Source organism: Galbibacter sp. BG1 (genome assembly GCF_013391805.1).
GTDB lineage: Bacteria > Bacteroidota > Bacteroidia > Flavobacteriales > Flavobacteriaceae > Galbibacter.
This window is the reverse complement of sequence record NZ_CP058364.1, coordinates 3,144,580-3,164,471: the sequence shown is the minus strand read 5'-3', so window position 1 is coordinate 3,164,471 and position 19,892 is coordinate 3,144,580. Positions and strand designations below refer to the sequence as shown.

The 19,892-nt window shown below is 36.5% G+C and carries 17 protein-coding genes; 3 read left to right on the top strand and 14 right to left on the bottom strand.

What is annotated here, in order from left to right; genetic code table 11:
* Positions 1–2: 2 nt before the first annotated feature.
* The 8 genes from HX109_RS13670 to HX109_RS13635 all read right to left on the bottom strand — a co-directional run bounded on the left by HX109_RS13670 (position 3) and on the right by HX109_RS13635 (position 11,220).
* Positions 3–2,609 (bottom strand): DNA gyrase/topoisomerase IV subunit A, encoded by a 2,607-nt coding sequence (locus HX109_RS13670; RefSeq protein WP_178952937.1) that lies wholly within the window; start codon positions 2,607–2,609, stop codon positions 3–5.
* A 42-nt stretch (positions 2,610–2,651) separates the two neighbouring features.
* Positions 2,652–4,505, bottom strand: a complete 1,854-nt coding sequence (locus HX109_RS13665) for a DNA topoisomerase IV subunit B (protein WP_178952935.1) — start codon at positions 4,503–4,505, stop codon at positions 2,652–2,654.
* Between the two features lie 100 nt (positions 4,506–4,605).
* Positions 4,606–5,517, bottom strand: a complete 912-nt coding sequence (locus HX109_RS13660) for a DMT family transporter (RefSeq protein ID WP_178952933.1) — start codon at positions 5,515–5,517, stop codon at positions 4,606–4,608.
* A 117-nt stretch (positions 5,518–5,634) separates the two neighbouring features.
* A complete protein-coding gene (locus tag HX109_RS13655) occupies positions 5,635–7,605 on the bottom strand; it encodes a protein-disulfide reductase DsbD family protein (protein WP_178952931.1) in 1,971 nt (656 codons plus the stop codon).
* Entirely contained in the window at positions 7,598–8,914 is a 1,317-nt protein-coding gene (gene tilS / locus HX109_RS13650) for a tRNA lysidine(34) synthetase TilS (RefSeq protein WP_178952929.1), read from the bottom strand. Before tilS ends, HX109_RS13655 begins: the two co-directional genes overlap by 8 nt.
* 72 nt (positions 8,915–8,986) lie before the next feature.
* The gene (locus HX109_RS13645; protein WP_178952920.1) at positions 8,987–9,937 is read right to left on the bottom strand and encodes a TerC family protein; all 951 of its coding nucleotides are present in this window, start codon (positions 9,935–9,937) and stop codon (positions 8,987–8,989) included.
* A gap of 4 nt (positions 9,938–9,941) precedes the next feature.
* Positions 9,942–10,436 carry a hydrolase gene (locus HX109_RS13640; RefSeq protein ID WP_178952918.1) on the bottom strand — a complete coding sequence of 165 codons (495 nt, stop codon included), beginning with the start codon at positions 10,434–10,436 and terminating at the stop codon, positions 9,942–9,944.
* 19 nt (positions 10,437–10,455) lie between these two features.
* Positions 10,456–11,220: an MBL fold metallo-hydrolase gene (locus HX109_RS13635; protein ID WP_178952916.1), complete on the bottom strand. Its 765-nt coding sequence runs from the start codon at positions 11,218–11,220 to the stop codon at positions 10,456–10,458.
* 86 nt (positions 11,221–11,306) lie between these two features.
* Here HX109_RS13635 and HX109_RS13630 point away from each other — a divergent pair, with 86 nt between their 5' ends.
* On the top strand, positions 11,307–12,773 hold the full coding sequence (locus tag HX109_RS13630) for a TonB-dependent receptor (RefSeq protein ID WP_178952914.1): 1,467 nt from the start codon (positions 11,307–11,309) through the stop codon (positions 12,771–12,773).
* Between the two features lie 154 nt (positions 12,774–12,927).
* Positions 12,928–13,428 carry a pyridoxamine 5'-phosphate oxidase family protein gene (locus HX109_RS13625; RefSeq protein WP_178952912.1) on the top strand — a complete coding sequence of 167 codons (501 nt, stop codon included), beginning with the start codon at positions 12,928–12,930 and terminating at the stop codon, positions 13,426–13,428.
* Between the two features lie 79 nt (positions 13,429–13,507).
* Here HX109_RS13625 and HX109_RS13620 read toward each other — a convergent pair whose 3' ends face one another.
* The 5 genes from HX109_RS13620 to bcp all read right to left on the bottom strand — a co-directional run bounded on the left by HX109_RS13620 (position 13,508) and on the right by bcp (position 18,061).
* Positions 13,508–13,696, bottom strand: a complete 189-nt coding sequence (locus tag HX109_RS13620) for a hypothetical protein (protein WP_178952910.1) — start codon at positions 13,694–13,696, stop codon at positions 13,508–13,510.
* Positions 13,678–14,868 (bottom strand): hypothetical protein, encoded by a 1,191-nt coding sequence (locus tag HX109_RS13615; RefSeq protein WP_178952908.1) that lies wholly within the window; start codon positions 14,866–14,868, stop codon positions 13,678–13,680. The genes HX109_RS13620 and HX109_RS13615 overlap by 19 nt, the downstream gene beginning before the upstream one ends.
* Positions 14,869–15,496: 628 nt before the next feature.
* Positions 15,497–16,807 (bottom strand): RHS repeat domain-containing protein, encoded by a 1,311-nt coding sequence (locus tag HX109_RS13610; RefSeq protein WP_178952906.1) that lies wholly within the window; start codon positions 16,805–16,807, stop codon positions 15,497–15,499.
* A 152-nt stretch (positions 16,808–16,959) separates the two neighbouring features.
* Entirely contained in the window at positions 16,960–17,448 is a 489-nt protein-coding gene (locus HX109_RS13605) for an ankyrin repeat domain-containing protein (protein WP_178952904.1), read from the bottom strand.
* A 160-nt stretch (positions 17,449–17,608) separates the two neighbouring features.
* Entirely contained in the window at positions 17,609–18,061 is a 453-nt protein-coding gene (bcp, locus tag HX109_RS13600) for a thioredoxin-dependent thiol peroxidase (RefSeq protein ID WP_178952903.1), read from the bottom strand.
* Between the two features lie 56 nt (positions 18,062–18,117).
* On the opposite strand from bcp, the gene HX109_RS13595 reads away from it, so the two are divergent.
* Positions 18,118–18,786, top strand: a complete 669-nt coding sequence (locus HX109_RS13595; RefSeq protein ID WP_178952901.1) for an endonuclease III domain-containing protein — start codon at positions 18,118–18,120, stop codon at positions 18,784–18,786.
* Between the two features lie 226 nt (positions 18,787–19,012).
* Here HX109_RS13595 and HX109_RS13590 read toward each other — a convergent pair whose 3' ends face one another.
* On the bottom strand, positions 19,013–19,594 hold the full coding sequence (locus HX109_RS13590) for an RNA polymerase sigma factor (protein WP_178952899.1): 582 nt from the start codon (positions 19,592–19,594) through the stop codon (positions 19,013–19,015).
* Positions 19,595–19,892: the final 298 nt, after the last annotated feature.

Sequence of the window (19,892 nt, the reverse complement as noted above, 5' to 3'; positions counted from 1 at the left end):
CCTTAATCAAAAAGGGTTGGGCCTCCATCATCTTTCTGCTGCGATTTATCCCCACTTACATCTTCCTCATCATTCACCTCCATTTCCTCTGGCTGTTTCTCTTCTGGTTCTTCAAAAGGCAAAGGCTCTAAAAGGTTAATTTGATTTACTTTATCTTTCGTGAGCTGGTTTCCAAGTGCGTTTATTCCTTTTACAGCAATAAAATCTTCAATATCCACCTCCAGATTCGGTTTTCTATCTTTTCCGCGTTCTTTGGTAAACTCAATGTCTGCCACTGGCCTCCAGTCGGTTGAAACAATTTCCAATCGGGAATTCGCTACGTCTGGGAGGAACGACTCCTCTTTACCCTCGTTTTCAATAAGGAATCTCTTAACGTAGTACAGTTCCTTTTCGCCGTTAAAGTATATTGCTGAGATTGGCTTTTCAGGATTCCATTTTTCCAGCACTATCATATTACTATCAAAATGCATGGTCAATTCTGGAACTACCGTTTTTACAAATCCGTCCTGATTTATAATTAGAAGTCGGTCCTCTCCTTTAAATGCCCCCAGCAATTCCCCTCTTCCATCAACATTCAAACGCTGTACGGTATCGTCGAACCAAATTTTTCTTGGTTTTAATGTAGAGACACCTTTTTCTTTTAATTCAATACGTTTTACAGCATATTTACTAACGATGTTTCCTTTAGACGTCCTACCCTTTATAAGTACGTCTGCAAAATCCATATCCCATTTCAGTTTCTTGATGCTTCCCACTTGACGTAGGTAAACGGTAACCACTTCTGCTTCCCCATTCGGATTTGCAGAAAAATAATGAACATAGGAGCCTGGTTTGCCATTGGTTAAATCGTACTCCCTGTCTCTCGTCACACTGGCAACAAAGAATCTTTTTACATAAGTAGCACCGCCTTTTCCATCTTTATAAATTAAATTGTAGATGGTTCTCTTATCTTTTTTCTTAAACACGGCCACGTGAATAATATCTTTTCCAATAAAGGTCTTGGAGTCTACTTTAGTGACCATCATGGTGCCGGTAGCGGTAAAAACAATAATATCGTCAATATCGCTACAATCGCATACATATTCGTCCCGCTTTAAAGAGGTTCCTATAAAACCTTCTTTGCGGTTCACATAAAGTTTAGTGTTTCTAATAACAACCTTAGAAGCTTCAATATCATCGAAAATACGAATTTCAGTTTTGCGCTCCCTACCCTTTCCATAGGTGGTTTTTAGGTTGTTGAAATAATCAATCGCAAAATCAACCAAATGCTCCAAGTGATGTTTTACTTGAGCGATGTCGCCTTCGAGCGCATCGATTTTTTGTTGCGCTTTATCAATATCAAACTTAGAAATTCTTTTAATTCGTATTTCTGTCAACCGAACGATATCTTCTTCGGTAACGGGTCTCTTCAAATGCTTTATATGAGGCTGTAAGCCTTTGTCAATAGCATTAATTACGCCTTCCCATGTCTCTTCCTCTTCAATATCACGATAAATCCTTTTTTCAATAAAAATACGTTCGAGGGAAGCAAAATGCCATTGTTCTTCAAGCTCATGGAGTTGAATTTCCAATTCTTTCTTTAAAAGCTCAACCGTGTTATCCGTAGATCTTCGAAGCATCTCCGTAACCCCTATAAATAATGGCTTATTATCTTCTATAACACATGCCAAGGGAGATATAGAGGTTTCGCACGCAGTAAATGCATAGAGCGCATCAATGGTTTTATCGGGGGAAATTCCATTAGGAAGATGAATTAAGATTTCAACTTCTGCGGCGGTATTATCTTCAATTTTTTTAACCTTAATTTTCCCTTTGTCATTCGCCTTTAAGATAGAATCTATTAAACTAGAGGTATTGGTTCCGAAGGGAATTTCGTTAATGACCAAAGTGTTTTTATCGTATTGCGAAATTTTTGCACGCACACGAATCCTACCGCCTCTCAAACCATCATTATAATTAGTAATATCCATGATTCCGGCGGTCGGGAAATCTGGATAAAGGGTAAAGCGTTTTCCTTTTAGATGTTTTATGGAAGCATCTATGAGTTCTATAAAATTATGCGGAAGTATTTTGGTTGAAAGTCCCACTGCAATCCCTTCTGCCCCTTGTGCAAGCAATAATGGAAATTTTACCGGAAGGTTGATCGGTTCTTTCTTTCTTCCGTCGTAACTAAGTTGCCAATCTGTTATTTTTGGACTGTAAACAACCTCCAGCCCTAATTTGGAAATCCTGGCTTCAATATAACGAGGCGCTGCAGCACTGTCTCCAGTGAGTACATTTCCCCAGTTTCCTTGGGTGTCTATTAAAAGGTCTTTTTGTCCGATTTGCACCATGGCATCCCCAATACTGGCATCCCCGTGCGGGTGATACTGCATGGTGTGCCCTACAATATTGGCTACTTTATTGTACCGCCCATCATCCAATTCTTTTAAAGAATGCATAATTCTACGTTGCACGGGTTTAAAGCCGTCTTCAATAGCCGGGACTGCACGTTCTAAAATTACATAAGAAGCATAATCCAGAAACCAATCTTGATACATCCCGCCAACACGCGTTATGGTTTCTTGACTGTTATTTTCTTCCGGATTCAATTCTGTATTCTCTTCCATAAAAGATAGTAGGGTAATTTATATCTATTTGATTTAAAGATGTCAATCTTCAATTACATCAAGTTCCACTCTAAGGTTATTGATGATGAATTTTTGACGATCGGGGGTGTTTTTGCCCATATAAAATTCCAAAAGACTTTCAATAGACATTGCTTTATCCAGCATTACAGGGTCTAATCTAATATCGTCACCTATAAAATGTTGAAATTCATCCGGGGAAATTTCACCAAGTCCTTTAAATCGGGTTATCTCTGGCTTACCACTTAATTTTTCAATAGCCGCCTTACGTTCATCTTCACTATAGCAATAAATCGTTTCCTTTTTATTACGAACCCTAAACAAAGGGGTTTGTAAAATATACAAATGCCCTTCTTTTATAAGTTCTGGAAAAAACTGTAAAAAGAACGTAATTAACAATAATCTAATGTGCATCCCATCCACATCGGCATCTGTAGCAATTACAATATTATTATACCGAAGATCTTCCATAGATTCTTCAATATTTAATGCTGCCTGTAATAAGTTAAATTCTTCGTTTTCGTAAACAATCTTTTTAGACATTCCATAAGTGTTCAATGGTTTACCTCGTAGACTGAATACCGCTTGGGTGTTTACATCCCTTGATTTGGTGATGGATCCCGATGCGGAATCTCCTTCGGTAATAAAAAGTGTGGTCTCCAAAGACCGTTCATTTTTGGTGTCTCCTAAATGCACCCGACAATCGCGAAGTTTTTTATTATGAAGACTTGCCTTCTTAGCTCGATCTTTGGCCAGTTTTCGTATTCCAGACAATTCTTTGCGTTCCCTTTCCGCAGCTAAAATTTTGCGTTGCAGTTTTTCAGCGACTTCAGCATTTTTATGAAGAAAATTATCGAGCTGTGTGCCTATAAAATCATTCACATAAGTTCTTACCGTAGGCAAATCGCCACCCATATCTGTAGAACCTAATTTTGTTTTCGTCTGACTCTCAAAAACAGGCTCCATTACCTTTATGGAGATGGCTGCAATGATAGATTTCCGAATATCAGAAGCATCGTAATTCTTTCCGTAGAAATCCCTTATGGTCTTTACAACCGCTTCTCTAAAGGCCGCCAAATGCGTCCCTCCCTGTGTGGTATTTTGTCCGTTTACAAAAGAATGATACTCTTCGCTATACTGGGTTCGGCTATGTGTTATGGCTACCTCTATGTCGTTGCCCCGTAAGTGAATTATTGGGTACAACATATCTTCCTTGCTAGTAGTGTCTTCAAGAAGATCTTTCAGTCCATTTTCTGAATAAAATTTTTCTCCGTTAAAAACAATGGTTAGCCCCGGATTAAGATAAACATAGTTGCGCACCATTTTTTCTATATATTCATTTCTGAACTTATAGTTTTTAAAAATGGTTTCATCGGGAACAAAAGAGACCTTTGTACCGCGTCTGCGGCTCGTTTCCTCAAGCTCCTCTTCATTTACAAGATTACCTTGTTCAAATTCTGCAGCTTTGGATTTGTTATCCCTATTCGATTCTACACGGAAATAAGTTGATAGGGCATTCACTGCCTTGGTACCAACCCCATTTAACCCTACCGATTTTTTAAAAGCGCGGGAATCGTATTTTCCACCGGTATTCATTTTTGAAACCACGTCTACCACTTTTCCCAAAGGAATCCCGCGGCCGTAATCCCTAACGATTACCTTAGTGCCCTGAACAGAAACCTCAATGGTTTTACCAGCGCCCATCACAAATTCATCGATACAGTTGTCCAAAACCTCCTTTATAAGGATATAAATACCGTCATCTGCCGACGAACCGTCCCCCAATTTTCCAATATACATCCCTGGACGCATACGAATATGCTCCTTCCAATCTAACGACCGTATATTATCTTCTGTATACTTAGTAGTTTCCGACATAAAAATATTAGAGATGGGTTTCGTTGCTAATATAATGTATACTGGGGTAAAATGAAACCCCGCAGGGGTAAAGTAATTAACAAGCTTTTTCTTAAAATTGTTAAGAACCTGATTTTTTGTAAGTTGATTTATTTACCGAAATAAGAACGATTCCAAAAATCACCAAAAAAGTACCGGCAAATTGTAACCAGCTTAGCTTTTCATCCAGAAAAATAGACGCCAAAGCAATGGTGGAAATGGGTCCCAATCCACCTAAAATCGCAAAATTGGAGGCGCCAATTTCTTTTATACAATATGAAACCAAATAGGAAGGGATGACGGTTGAAAGTACCGCCATAGCCAAGCCTAACCAATAAACGTTGGGATGATAACCTAGTAAAGAAGTTTGCTCAAAGAGAACGTAATGAAGAACAACACTTGCACAGGAAATTATCATAGCGTAAGAGGTGAAACGAACCACCCCGAATTTTGGAATGAGCCAATCGCTCCCGGTTAAGTATGAAGCGTAGGTTAATGCGCTTGAAAAAATAAGTCCCGCTCCCACTAAAAATGTAGCTCCTTCTACCGCCATTTCATCCCAAAAGGCAATTATAACACCTAAATACGTGAGTAAAATAGCTAGCATTTGGACTTTTGTAATGGGTCTTTTTAAGAATATTCGGGATAAAACTACCACTATCGTAGGATAAATAAACAAGATAATCCTTTCAATGCTTGCTTTTATGTACTGCAACCCAAGAAAATCAAAATAGCTTGCTAGATAATACCCAATGAATCCGAACAGTACCAGCCACAAAAAGTCCTTTTTCTCTAGTTTTTCATTTTTTTTCTTACTGAAAATAAGCACTAATATATAAAACGGCAATGCAAAAAGCATTCTAAACATTAATAGGTTTACAGAGCTTACATTATATTGATAAGCGAGTTTTACCATGACAGCTTTTGCTGAAAATAACACCACCCCAAGAATTCCAACAAATACTGCAATTGGGAGATTTTTCGATTGTTTCATCCCTCAAAAATAAACGTTCGAATTTTCTAGAATAAAATTCAATGCTTCAATTTACGATGTCCAAAGAATACGATGTCCAAAGAAATAAATTCAAAGAGCTTAAACCGAAGATTTTAATTATAGCTCCTTAAATGTGGCCAAACCTTCTTTAAGCCATTCGTAGTAAGCAATATCTTCTGTGTATTGCTGAGGGCTGTTGAGAAGTTCAAAGTCAGGAGACATTAAAATATAATATGGTTGCGAAGCCGTTTTAAAGTTGATGGCTTGAAAAGTTGCCCACTTATCCCCTATCGTTTTTATGGATTTCACCCTTCCGTTATCTAATTTGTAATTAAACTGCTGTTCTTTAGGAAGGTCTTTTCGGTCGTCTACATAAAGGGAAATCAACACATACTCTTCATTCAATAAAGAAAAAATTTCTGGCTCGCTCCATACATTTTCTTCCATTTTTCGGCAATTTACACAGGCCCATCCGGTAAAGTCCAGTAAAATAGGTTTGTTATTCTCTTGGGCGTACGCCAAGCCTTCTTCAAAATCTTTAAAACACGTAAGCCCTAACGGACAATCACTTTCTTGCGGATAGATACTGTAAAATACAGGTGGTGGGAAGCCGCTCAAAAGTTTCAAATTGGATTCTTGTGACTTTTGAAGACCGGGAATTAAATAAACAACGAATCCAAGAATGGCAATACCAAAAACACCCCGATAAAAGCTCAGTTTTTTCTTAGGACCGTCGTGTGGAAAGCGGATGATCCCAAAAACGTAAAGTGCCATTAGAATACCAATAATAATCCAAATCCCTATAAATATTTCCCTTTTTAAAATTCCCCAATGCTCTACCAAATCGGCATTTGATAAAAATTTAAATGCCAGTGCCAATTCCAAGAACCCTAAAATAACTTTGGTGGTATTCATCCATCCACCAGATTTTGGTAGCGATTTTAACATGTTTGGGAATAAGGCAAACAAGGCAAATGGTAGGGCCAGCGCTACCCCAAAACCTGTCATTCCCACGGTTAACTGGGTCGCACCCCCATCGTTGGAAAGGGATCCCGCTAAAAGCGAACCTAAAATAGGCCCCGTACAGGAAAAAGAAACAATAGCCAACGTTAATGCCATAAAAAAGATTCCTAAAAGTCCACCAGAACTGGATGCAGAGTCCATTTTATTTCCCCAAGAGGAAGGTAGGGTCAACTCATAATAACCAAAGAAGGAAAAAGCAAAGAATATAAAAATCACAAAAAAGGTAACATTCAGCCAGACATTGGTAGATATATTATTAAGGATTTCTGGAGCAATGGAATCTAAAAAGTGAAAAGGAATGCTCAAAGCCATATAAATACCAACGATAAATGCTCCGTACAATATGGCGTTGGAAATGCCTTTCTTCCTATTTCCTGTTTGTTTGGTGAAAAAGGAAACGGTAAGCGGAATCATAGGAAAAACGCAAGGTGTAAGCAATGCTATCAATCCGCCCAAAAACCCAAGAATAAACAAACTGGTTAAATCTCGCTCTTTACTTACATCGCTTCCCTGAACATCCTTTAATAATTCTTTATTTTGAAGAGGTAATTCAAGATTTTCCGCAAGGTTTATACTCTGTTGATCAATTTTTTTGGTAGCAGACACCATTTCGCTGCCATCCAAAGAGAAAAGGAGTTCGTCATCTGCGAAGATACATCGTTCGTCATCACAGGCCTGGTATTCTACCAATCCAATGATCCCTTTTAGTGTTGGATCCGTGATTTCTACCCGTTGCATAAAGGTTACCGATCCATCGAAATAGGAAAGTTCTTCTTCAAAAATAGGGTCCAACTCGGTAATGGGCTCCTGTTCCTCAGTTGCACCAATCAATTCAAAACCATCTCCTTCCCTTTCAAAAGTAAAAACTGTGGGTATAATGGAAGCATCCTCCCCAAGTGGTTGATTTTGCGCATATAAATGCCAGTGTTCGGTAATATCGGCTTTGATGATTAGTTCATACTCTGTGTCCGATATTTTTTCTACGGAAGTATTCCATTTTACAGCGTCTTGAGCTTGGGAGAAAAAAGTTACTAATACTAAAAGAACAACTAGTAAATTACGCATCGATGCATTCTATTTTTAAAATTCGCTTCGTTTTTTCGGTCACTTTAAAGCGGTTATCTGCTCTTTGGCCAACAACCCAAATAATTTTGTCTTCACGATCGCAAAGCAACCATTGGTTTTCCTTAGAGGGCAAAGAAAATTTTTCATCTTTAAAAAACTTACTAATTTTCTTTTTTCCCTGCATTCCAAAGGGGTAAAAGTAATCACCATTTTTCCATTTCCTTAGCTTTAAGGGAAACTTTAACTTTTCTTTATCAACGTAAATAATAGTGCGGTCTACCAGTTCTATATTGTCTAGTAAATCGATGGATAAATTGATGGGCGTAGTGATCGAAGTTTCTTCTTTTTTAATTAAAAAGTCCTTTTGAACGGGCTCCTTTTTTAAGGGCGTTATTATAAACTTCTCCCGATCCCGAACCAATCGATGGGTTTTAGAAAAAAGCTTTTTTCCGCTCTGGGACTCCATAACCGATATCAAATCGTTTACTTCCGTAAAACCGAATGGGCTAAAAAGATGAAATAAATAAGCTTCTTTTGGCTTCAATTGTTTCAATTCTTCAAGGGAAACCTCTACGCTTTTCTTGTTTTCTTTAAAAATCCGAGACTTGATCTCCTTTAGGTGATTTCCAATTATTTCTGAAGAGCCCTTTAAATGACTTATGGTTTTTTGAAAATTTTGAAGCGCCTCTGGATTGATGTCTTTTAATTTTGGGACTACCTCATGCCTTATTTTGTTGCGTAAGTATTTAGTCTCCACATTGCTTTCATCCTCACGCCATTTAATATTGTTTTTTAGGGCATACTGAAAAATTTCGTCCCTAGAAAATACAAGCATCGGGCGAACGATGTAATTATTTACTTCAGGAATCCCCGTAAGTCCGTCAATTCCCGTTCCTCGTGATAAATTGATAAGAAATGTCTCTAAATTATCATCCAAATGATGACCTGTTAGCAAATAATCAAACCCTAAAATATCTTTTTGTTCTTTAAACCATGCATACCGAAGCTCCCTCGCTGCAAGCTGTGTGGATATTTTGTGGTTTTCTGCATAGGTTTCTGTGTTAAATTCCGTAGAAAAAAATGGAATTGCTTTATTTTCAGCATAAAACTTTAGAAATTGCTGGTCTTTATCGCTTTCCTCCCCTCTTAATTGAAAATTGCAATGCAAAATTCTTATATCAAGTCCATTCTCCTTGCACAAATGGGTAAGCACCATACTATCAATACCGCCGCTAGAGGCAATAGCTAACCTCCCTGTTAAAAGGAAAGGGAAATGCGTGCGAATATGATCTTTAAATGGATCTAGCATACTGCAAAGATATGAATGAATTCTAGCTTGAATCCCTATTCTGGATTTCAACAAGAGAAACAAATTTTCGTGTTACTCCGCCACCTCTTTCTTTTCCTTGTATAACGAAAATAAGATTCCAGCCCCAAGAGACATTCCAATTATTGTAAGCGACAGCCATTCTGGAATATCAACATGGTGAGATAAAATCATTTTTACCCCAACGTAACTCAGGATTACCACCAAACTGTATTTAAGGTAGCCAAAACGCTCCAGCATATTTGCTAAAAAGAAATACATAGACCGTAAACCTAAGATGGCCATGATATTGGAACTAAACACCAAAAAAGGATCTGATGTGATTGCTAAAATTGCAGGAATACTATCTAGAGCAAATAAAATATCGGTAAACTCTATCACAATAAGCGCAATAAATAGTGGCGTGGCTACCAACAAATGCTTTTTACGTACAAAAAAGTTTTCGCTGTTTATTATGGGTGTCACCGGAATAATCTTTCGGATGGTTTTATAAATAAATGAATCTTTTGGGTCGTAAGCGTCATCTTCTTTTTCAAAGGCCATTTTTATTCCCGTGTAAATTAAGAAGGCCCCGAAAACATAGATAATCCAATCGAATTTTTTAATTAGCAATACTCCAAACAATATCATTAATGCCCTAAAAACAATAGCTCCAATAATCCCCCAAAACAACACGCGGTGCTGATACATTTTGGGAATCCTAAAGGATGTAAAAATAACGGCAATCACAAAAATATTATCGATACTTAAGGAAAGTTCTATTAAATATCCCGTTATGTATTTTAATAATGCTTTTGTTGGTGTTAAGCTATCTGGGTTTTCCAGCCAACCGTGTTTAAAAATAAAGTAGATAACCAAAGAAAAAAGCAGCGCTGTACTTACCCAAATGGTCGTCCAAACGGTGGCCTCTTTATTGGTTATTTCATGCGGATTCTTATTAAAGATCCCCAAATCGATCGCTAAAAAAATAACGATGAGTGTTATAAAGGATATCCAAACTATCATAGGTTTAGCTTCTTGTGTATAACAAATGGTCTAATAAGGTAAAATCTACCCCCATATCTTCTTTCAGTTCGTATTTTATAAACAGTTCCCCCCAATGTTTTCCATCGGAAAAATCGGCAATAATCCATTTATGGTTAAGAACTTTAATCTTATTTATTTTCATGGGTGCCCCAGACATTCCATCGTAAGGAACCAACGGATTATTCCCTTTTTGCTCATTGGTTTCCAATAACTTATCTGCTATGTATCGAGCAGGGTTATCAATATTATAATCGTAGTAATAAGCTAAGGCATCTTCGTTGTTTTCCAAAGAAAAATATTGAAGGTCTAATTTATCCAGTGTAAGTGTTTTTATGGAATCGGTTAGCTGTTCATTTTCAGCTTCCAGATTTTCAATTTTTACAGTTTCCTTTTCAAAATATTTCTTTGAACTTACATATTGATATACAATATATAAAAGCGCAAAGAAGAATAAATACATGAAAATATTTCTTTTCATAAATGGGGTGTTTTAATCATTATAATTCAACAGTTAAATTGTCATAAGCAATATACACATTTGCCGGTAATTCTTCTTGAGCCACCTGGTGAAAACCCAGCATCGGACTAATATGTGTTAAATAGGCTTTCTTTGGTTTTATTTCAGAAATAAACTCCAATGCCTCTTCAATATTAAAATGAGAGTGGTGCGGTTCTTTACGAAGTGCATTTACTACCAATACCTCTACTCCTTTTAATTTATCCCGTTCTACCGCTTCTATGGTTTTTACATCGGTGAGGTAGGCAAATTTATCAAATCTAAATCCGAATACCTGTAATCTGTTATGAAAAGCATTAACAGGCACTACCTCCATATTCCCCAATGGAATGTTCACGTTATTTTCTACAACATTTTCTTTTACCGCCGGTGCGCCGGGATACCTGTCTTTGGTGGCAAAAATATAATCGAATTTTATTTTTAAAGACTCCAAAACGCGAGAGTGTGCGTATACCGGGATATCCCCCTGCCTAAAAAAGAAGGGGCGAATATCATCTAAACCCATTATATGGTCTGCATGTTCGTGGGTGAACAGGATTCCATCAATTTTCTTAACATTATTCGCAAGCATTTGCTGCCTAAAATCGGGGCCACAGTCTACAATATAACAATAAGAATCCCATTCTACCATTACCGAAACACGTAATCTCTTGTCTTTGGGGTCGTTACTTTTCGAGACTGGGTCATCGCTCCCAACTATTGGGATTCCCTGAGATGTGCCCGTACCGAGGAAAGTTACTTTCAAAACTCTAATTTTTTATCAAATTTATCATTATTATTCTGAATAGCTTCATTAAACTTTTTAACTTTGTAACAAATTAAAAAACTGCAATGACACTAGTTTTAAAAGGAGATAAGAACTTTGAGAATGTTCCATCGCTTAAATCCAAAGCATTACGGATAAATTTGAATGAAGATATCTATGGTACATTTGCAGAAATTGGTGCGGGACAAGAAACGGTAAGGCATTTTTTTAGGGCAGGTGGTGCTTCTGGGACCATTGCAAAAGCCATGAGTGCCTACGATAAGAGTTTTAGTGATGCCATCTACGGAATTGAAGATGATGGTAGGTACGTAACCGAGGCACGACTTAAAAAAATGTTATCTCACGAAATGCGCCTTATGGAAGAGCGTATTCCACGGGAAGACAATCCGAATAAAATATTCTTCTCTTATGCAAATACGGTAGCCACTATCGATTTTGCCAAGAAATTTAAAGGTCACGGTTGGTTAGGAATTAGGTTTCAATTAGACCCGGAAGAAGACTACAACGAAATTATATTGCATATTCGCTTTAAGCAAACCGAAGCGCGATTGCAACAGGAAACTTTGGGAATTGTTGGTGTAAATTTAGTTTACGGGGCTTTTTACAAACACCATAAACCGAAAAAATTGTTAAAATACCTTTACGATCATATCGATAACGATACCATTGAAATTGATACCATAAATTTCTCCGGACCGCGTTTTGAAGAAGTTGATAATAGATTAATGAGTTTACAGCTTGTTAAAAACGATATGACCGATGCGGTAATGTTTGGTCCCGACGGGAATAACATCCTGCCAGCGGCTATTCTCTACAAAAAGAACATTTTAGCCTTGCGAGGTAGCTTTAGGCCGGTTACCATGGTAAACATGGACATGTACAAAAAATCGTACGACATATTTATTCGTGAAAACAAGGTTGATGTAGACAATACAGTGGTTGTGTTCGAAATTACACTTTCCAATTTACGTGCTGAAGGTGAAATTGATGAAGAAGATTTTATGGATCGGGCGCGACTACTTTGTTCGCTAGGACAAACGGTAATGATCTCCAATTTCCAGGAATATTATAAACTTGTTGAATATTTCTCTGAGTATTCCAAAGAACGGATGGCCCTTACCATGGGTGTCAATAACTTGGTGGATATATTTGATGAAAAGTACTACCGTCACTTGAGTGGTGGTATTTTGGAAGCCTTCGGTAAGCTTTTCTATAAAGATTTGAAGGTATACCTATACCCTATGATCGATCCAGAAACTGGATTAACAACTACCAGCAATAACTTAAAAGTACACCCACGTATGAAAGAACTATATAAGTTCTTTAAATACAATGGTAAAGTAGTCGATATATTCGATTACGATGATTCCATTTTAGATATTTTCTCGCGTGAAGTATTAAAAATGATTGCTGAAGGACAGGATGGATGGGAGAAAATGCTTCCAAAAGGTATTGCAGAGCTCATCAAAGAAAAAGGGTTGTTTGATTACAAACCGAAAAAAGAACTCAAGGCTAAAGAAAAACAGGAGTAAAATTTTTCTTTTCTTAACTTATATTGAAGTGATTTATCTAACGGTAAATCACTTTTTTTATATAAAATATTAGGCTTTTATTATCTTAACATTGGCGACAAATTAACAGTCTAAACCAATAGCAGTAAGTAATTTACACTAAAAACCTTAAGATATGAGTAAAGAAAATTTATACAGTAAAGAAGCGATAGAAAAGGTAAGGGATTTAGCTAAATCGATTGACTTCGCTATGATGATTACCAACCTTAAAAAGACACCATTACACGCCATCCCGATGAGCACTAAGAAAGTAGATAAGGAAGGTAATGTTTGGTTTTTAAGTAGCTCAGAAAGCACCCATAACAGCAACATACGAAGTAGCAGTGACATCTATTTAATTTATTCCGATAAATCTTCAATGGAATTTTTAAATATTTACGGAAAAGCTCAAATTTTAAAAGACAAAAGTGTTTTAGAGGATTTATACGAGAAGACAGATGATGCTTGGTTTGACGGTGTAGAAGATCCGAAGCTAACAGCCATAAAGGTTGTTCCTAGGGATGTTTTCTATTGGGATACTAAACACAACAAACTTGTATCCCTATTCAAAATGGGATTAGGTGCCCTTACTGGAGATGAACCAGATCTTGGAAAGCAAGGAGAATTGAAATATTAATAATTGTAATTTTAACATAAAAGCTTGAATACCCAAAGTATTCAAGCTTTTATGTTATGCTTCCCACTACAGCCCATGTTTAAAATGATTGGTTATTTTTAAATGATTTAAAATGTATTTTTGGATCTTTCTTTTTTGCAGTGTAAAGCACATTGATGCCATCGGGGTTCCATTGTCCCAAAAAGAGGTGGTCTTCTCCCATATTGGCAATAAATTCGGCAAGCGAAGGGTTTTCCAGCATTCCATAGGCTACAAAACGGTCGAACACCTTGTCCTTAAAAGGAGCTTCCTTGCTTTCGAATCTTGCGTATACGGCATTGTACTTTTATAGCCACCGTAAAAACCATAGTTGTCAAGTACGCTACTGTTCTTTAATTCCCCGGTTTGCTTATCCACCAAATAAAATCCGCAATAATCTTTTCCTTTTCTGGTATAGACATTGAACCCGATGTTCTGGGAACCGATATCCAAACGTATCAAACGGTTGTAGCTATTTAAATACTTTAGTTTAAAATCATCGAACAGATAGCGCTGTTCCCAAAGTAATTTTCCGGTAGCATCGTATTTATGGATAAACACCCCAGATACATCCCTTCTTTTTTCATAACCGCCGTAGGCATAATAGACATCCTCCCCGGCATCATAACGCAAAACGCCATTGGCCTTGGGATTGTGAACCGCAGTAACCACACTACTGCTTCCGGAATATACAAAGGTGCTATAGGCACGATCGTCGTCATTGAGGAACGAAAACTCTGCCTCCTGTAAGGATACCTCGAAACTTTGCTGCTTGATGATTTTTCCTTTAAAATCATACTCGACCACTATGTAGTTACGGTAGTTCTTTTCCTCACTATTCAGGTTTATATAACCGTACTTAAAACTTTCCGGACCGTAATCCATGACCCCAATGGCAAAAGTTTCCTCTCCCTTAAATTTGGGATGTTCCAATGCATAGGTTTCAATTTTATCTTTTTTAAGGTTGGCTACCAATAATTCCATTCCCTGCTTGTTACCCAAAACATTTTCCTTTACCTCTATGGTGTGGTAAAAATCTTTGGTAGTAAAACAATGGTGGTTGGCGGATGTTTTAACCTTAAAATAACCACTTGGAGTTAGCACCCCGATCCTATCTTCGTTGCCATAACGATCGAAAGCGAATTCGGTACCGTCTTTGGAAATATAATATATATCGTTCCCATCCAGGGTTTCGCTAGAAGTAAGCTCCGAGATAACTTCAAGGTCTTTGTTGTAAGTGGTAACTTTGGTTTTGTAACCGGTTTTGGAATCTCCATAAGTAAAGGTGTACAAATTACCGTTATCACTATAATTGCACCAATACTCTTTTGGGGAATCACTTGCAATTAGGGTAAAATCCTGCGCATGGGAAATCGAGGAAAAAGCCATAACAATGGCCAGTATTCTAAAAAATGTGTTCATAATTAAGTAGGTTTTTAAGTATATAGCTTAGGGCTATTTTTTGGGTTATTTGGTTATCATTTTTATGTTTATGTCTTATGTTTTAAATCCTTCATTTATAATATTCAATTATACTAGGCACGAGCAAGATACTCGCCCTAGCGCATGAAATCGTAATAACTGGGCATTTATTTATTTTCCACCTACAATGAGTCCGTTATAAATACGGGATAGTCCGTAACACCCCAAATAACTAATTCCTTATCATTAAATATTATACTTGTTGAGTGTTTGTTGCAAATCTTTAGATTACTTCCATAAATTTCTTCTCCATCAGGAAATCCATTCTCAATTGAATTAAAAGTCGTCCTGTCGAAAGAATAACCATATTTGTTACTAAATGTGTCCAAAGTTCGAAAAACATTGTATTTAGTAAAATTTTCTAATTTCGTACTATCGATTCTAATTTTATAAACTAGAGATGATTCTAGATTATCATGATAATTCAAAATTTCTGAATTAATTGGAATATATATCTTAGACATGGAATTTATCTCTTTTATTTTACGCCTCTGTTTATTACAACTTAGTAACAATAATATTACTATTATAACATTGCACCACTTTTTAAACATAATTATTTAATTTATTAATATTTAGAAACCGTTTTTCCCAATTTACTTAGTTCATCCGATGATGAATCTATATTTTCAAACCAATCAATCACAGAGTTTTCATTATTCTGGTAAACTTTATATAATGGGCTTTTTATTTCAAAAGGTCGACCTAACAAAAATTTCCTTCCCTTAGCAGTTGCATTCTCGCTACTGGCTGTTCTCTCTCCCTCACTTTTTTGGTCAAAATTCCATTCATCAAAAAACTGCATTGTTCCGTTAAAACTCCATCCATTTCCTTCCGCCTCTCGTTTTAAATCACCTCTAAATTTCACAGTAAACACACCCAAAGTTCCTTTAGTGTTTGCTTTACTGAGCACAGACAATTCTACAAATTTAGAAGCACCTTTTTCTATATATTTTAATTCAGATAAGAAATTTGATGCCTCCCCTCGCATGTAATCTTCATGATTTCCATGAATTATTGATACTGGAGAAGGATGGGTGTCAATCGTTTCTTCATGAGTCATTTCGTAAGTGCCACGCTCGAAGGAGCCATATTTCTCAATAAAACTTTGAGCTAAATCACTTTTGAAAAAAGACTTGAACAATCTAGTATTTGCAGCCCGTGAGGTAAAACCATGAATATATTCATATTTTTCTTGAATTTCATTAATAGTAGCTTTATCGCCAGCCATTTTAATTGCTGTATTCCAATCTATTGCTTGGTTAATCCTAGCTTCCTCAAGCCCTTCAAGCTCAATATATCCTATCAATTTATTCCCACTAAAGCTAAAAGGAGTATAATATGGATAATCTTTAAACAAAGGATCTACCGCAAAGAACCTACCCACTCTTGGGTCGTGCATTCTATATTTATAGTTTACACTATTCCCATCCCCTTTAAGATCATCATCCTTTTCCTGTCCTTGAAATCCGTATCTATACCTCGGGTTGTTAAAGGTACGGTTTGGTTGCAACATACCAAAGGGATAATAATTGTTATAACTCTCCACATGGGCACTTAGGGTATTGTCTGCAGTGTTTAAATCCTTACGGTCGCTTATCACTACGCGTACATTCCCCAAATGGTCTTTAAGTTCGTAATATTTCTCCCCAGCATAACGGTACACAAGCCCGTTATCATTGCTTTGCAACATGCTTTTAACCGTAAAAGGTTTATAGGGTTGGTAACCAGTGGTACCATCGCCAACCGGTAAATTGTTTAAAGTAAGGGTGGCGCTTCCCGCGAGGTTCCACTCCTGCCCTACATTCATAGTTTTTGCAAATTGGTAGAGCTTTTCATTTTTATTGGCCCGTATATCGCCTACTGGTGCCAGTGTCACGCTCGCACTCTTACCACAATAATATCGAGATGACGATATCTTTTTATAGTGTTCATTTCGTTTTTTTTATGTTCTTTCCTATATCTGTCGCGAGCAAGATATTCACGCTAGCGGGAGCTGGCAAGGTTTGCGGTTACCTTTAATGGTACAAGTTATTTATAATTTTCAAAAATCGATTTTACTTCATTATTTTTAGTTATTCTGGCCATGTCATAAGGGCTTTTTTCAACATTATTTTTATGGTATGGATCAGCACCATATTCCATTAAAATTTTAATCATTTCAAGCCTTTTTCCATAACCCTTATCATTAAAAACCGTAGTCCATAAAGATTGATTTCCATATATATCAGAAATACTTAAATCAGCTCCCTCCTCAAGGCATTTCAGTAAAATTTTTTCATTGTAAAATATTGCCAGATGATGCAGTATAGTTTGCCCCTTGGAATCTTGATGTTTTAAATTTATGTTTCTTTCAATTAATTTTAATGATAGGTCTTCTAGACCTCGCAAAAGTGATATCATCAATAAATTATAACCATCCTTATCTTCTACGTTTACAGATGTTTTTTCATTATCAATAAGATTAATTGCTTCTTTTTCATTATTCTCCCTAGCAAAATCAATGATTAAAGATTCCATTTCTATTGTAAATTGTAATTAAAACTATTTTGGCGAATAAAACCTAGCAACTCAACATATCCTCTCTAGATTTTGAAGATGAGAAATGCATAATACCAATACTAAAAACAAAAAATGCGAGCATGCCAAATGTAAAACCCGCATTTTTGTATAATCTAATCTACGCCTCCAAAATCTGCGCAGCGTGATCTTTCGTTTTTACTTTTTCAATTACACGCTCCACTACTCCATCATTTACAATAAATGTCATACGATGGATGCCATCATACTCACGGCCCATAAATTTTTTAGGTCCCCAGACACCAAAAGCATTAATAACCTCTTTCTCTTCGTCTGCCAATAACGGAAACGGAAATTCGTATTTGTTCTTAAAATTCGATTGTCTTTTTTCAGAATCGGCACTTACCCCAAGTAAACTATAGCCGTGCTCCTGCAATTCCTTATAATGATCCCTAAGGTTGCAAGCTTCTGCAGTACAGCCAGGTGTACTCGCTTTTGGATAGAAAAAAACAACTAATTTTTTACCCTTGTAATCAGATAAAGAAACTTTATTTCCATCTTGATCGTTCACGCTAAAGTTCGGTACTTTATCGCCTGCTTTGAGTGTCTTCATAAACATTTTTTTTATTTGAATTTTGTTCTGCTATTTTTGTTTAAAATTACGTAAAAATGACCAAAGCAGAAAAGGTTGATTTCGTTGTAGATACCTTAGAAAGATTGTATCCTACAGTACCTATCCCTTTAGATCACACCGACCCGTATACTCTTTTAATAGCTGTATTAATGTCCGCTCAAAGCACCGACGCCCGGGTAAACCAAATTACACCTATGTTGTTCGACAGGGCCATGAACCCTTATCAAATGGTTAAGCTTACGGTAGATGAAATAAGGAAAATTATTAAGCCTGTAGGACTCTCACCCATGAAATCGAAAGGTATTCATGGGCTATCCCAAATTTTAATAGATAAATATAACGGTGAAGTACCGGCAGACATGGAGGCTTTAGAAGCGCTTCCGGGCGTGGGCCATAAAACAGCCAGCGTTGTTATGTCTCAAGCTTTTGGAGTTCCTTCCTTTCCTGTAGATACGCACATACATCGATTAATGTACCGTTGGGGGCTTTCCAATGGAAAAAATGTTACGCAAACAGAAAAAGATGCAAAACGCTTGTTCGACGAACATTTGTGGAATAAGCTTCACCTGCAAATTATTTATTACGCACGCGAATATTCCCCAGCTCGTGGATGGAACCTAGAAAAAGACATAATCACCAAAACTATCGGTAGGAAATCGGTTTTAAAGGAGTATGAAGCTAAAAAAACAAAAAAGACCCGTTGATTTACAACAGGTCTTTTTAGAAAAAGTTTAATTTAACAAAGTGTCAAACTCCAACTTTTTGTACTTCATAACACTTAAAGCCTTAGAATAACTAAGTAAAAATTCAATAGTCGATTCTTTGGGTTTTAACGTTTCTGATTTCTGTTTCTGAGAAGAGTAAAGTTTTTGCATGCCCCAAATTTTGTTATTAATAATTTAATAACGGAGCTACTCACTTTATATTGTGTTAATTGGTTAAAACAATATTATTCTTCTCTACCATCTTTCTCAGATTAATAATCGCGTAACGCATTCTTCCCAAAGCCGTATTTATACTTACGTTTGTTTGTTCTGCAATTTCCTTAAAACTCATGTCTTTGTACAAACGCATCAATAAAACCTCTTTTTGGTCTTCCGGTAGTTCATCTATGAGTTTTTTAACATCGGTTTCTACTTGATCTTTGATAATCTGTTTCTCCGCATTTAAGGTTGAATCCCCTAAAACAGAAAAAATATTAAAATCGTCGCTTCCCTCAAATTTAGGCATTCTGGAATTTTTTCTGAAGTGGTCGATCACCAAGTTATGCGAAATACGCATTACCCAAGGCAAGAACTTCCCTTCTTCATTGTAATTACCACGTTTTAGGGTTTTGATCACTTTTATAAAAGTGTCTTGAAAGATATCTTCGGTAACGTCTTTATCATATACTTTAGAAAATATAAAGCTATAAATACGTTGAGAATGTCTATTGATTAAAATTTCGAGGGATTGTTCGTCGCCTTTTATATACTTTGCCACTAAAGCAGAGTCTTGAAGAGTATGCTCCATACAATTACTTTTTAAGAAATGTTAGTGTCACCTTTACAGGCAACTTTCTGTTGTTACATTAGTTTTAAAGTAATTTTATGGAATAGGCGTCTATTTTTTTAAGTTACGTTTGCTGCCAAATATAATATAATTCTCAATTAAAAAGCAAATTTCGAGCCAAATTATCTAACGAGCGCTATAAAACCTTTTATAAATCGTATAAAAACAGCTGAAATTCAGACAATCTATTAACTGTCAAATCACTCAATTTGTTTACGTTAGGGTACTAATTTTAACATTCAATATCTTCTTAAATATG

Coding starts and splice junctions, on each gene's coding strand:
- HX109_RS13670 (WP_178952937.1), bottom strand. CDS start 2,609: ATGGAAGAGAATACAGAATTGAATCCGGAAGAAAATAACAGTCAAGAA.
- HX109_RS13665 (WP_178952935.1), bottom strand. CDS start 4,505: ATGTCGGAAACTACTAAGTATACAGAAGATAATATACGGTCGTTAGAT.
- HX109_RS13660 (WP_178952933.1), bottom strand. CDS start 5,517: ATGAAACAATCGAAAAATCTCCCAATTGCAGTATTTGTTGGAATTCTT.
- HX109_RS13655 (WP_178952931.1), bottom strand. CDS start 7,605: ATGCGTAATTTACTAGTTGTTCTTTTAGTATTAGTAACTTTTTTCTCC.
- tilS (WP_178952929.1), bottom strand. CDS start 8,914: ATGCTAGATCCATTTAAAGATCATATTCGCACGCATTTCCCTTTCCTT.
- HX109_RS13645 (WP_178952920.1), bottom strand. CDS start 9,937: ATGATAGTTTGGATATCCTTTATAACACTCATCGTTATTTTTTTAGCG.
- HX109_RS13640 (WP_178952918.1), bottom strand. CDS start 10,436: ATGAAAAGAAATATTTTCATGTATTTATTCTTCTTTGCGCTTTTATAT.
- HX109_RS13630 (WP_178952914.1), top strand. CDS start 11,307: ATGACACTAGTTTTAAAAGGAGATAAGAACTTTGAGAATGTTCCATCG.
- HX109_RS13625 (WP_178952912.1), top strand. CDS start 12,928: ATGAGTAAAGAAAATTTATACAGTAAAGAAGCGATAGAAAAGGTAAGG.
- HX109_RS13615 (WP_178952908.1), bottom strand. CDS start 14,868: ATGAACACATTTTTTAGAATACTGGCCATTGTTATGGCTTTTTCCTCG.
- HX109_RS13605 (WP_178952904.1), bottom strand. CDS start 17,448: ATGGAATCTTTAATCATTGATTTTGCTAGGGAGAATAATGAAAAAGAA.
- bcp (WP_178952903.1), bottom strand. CDS start 18,061: ATGAAGACACTCAAAGCAGGCGATAAAGTACCGAACTTTAGCGTGAAC.
- HX109_RS13595 (WP_178952901.1), top strand. CDS start 18,118: ATGACCAAAGCAGAAAAGGTTGATTTCGTTGTAGATACCTTAGAAAGA.
- HX109_RS13590 (WP_178952899.1), bottom strand. CDS start 19,594: ATGGAGCATACTCTTCAAGACTCTGCTTTAGTGGCAAAGTATATAAAA.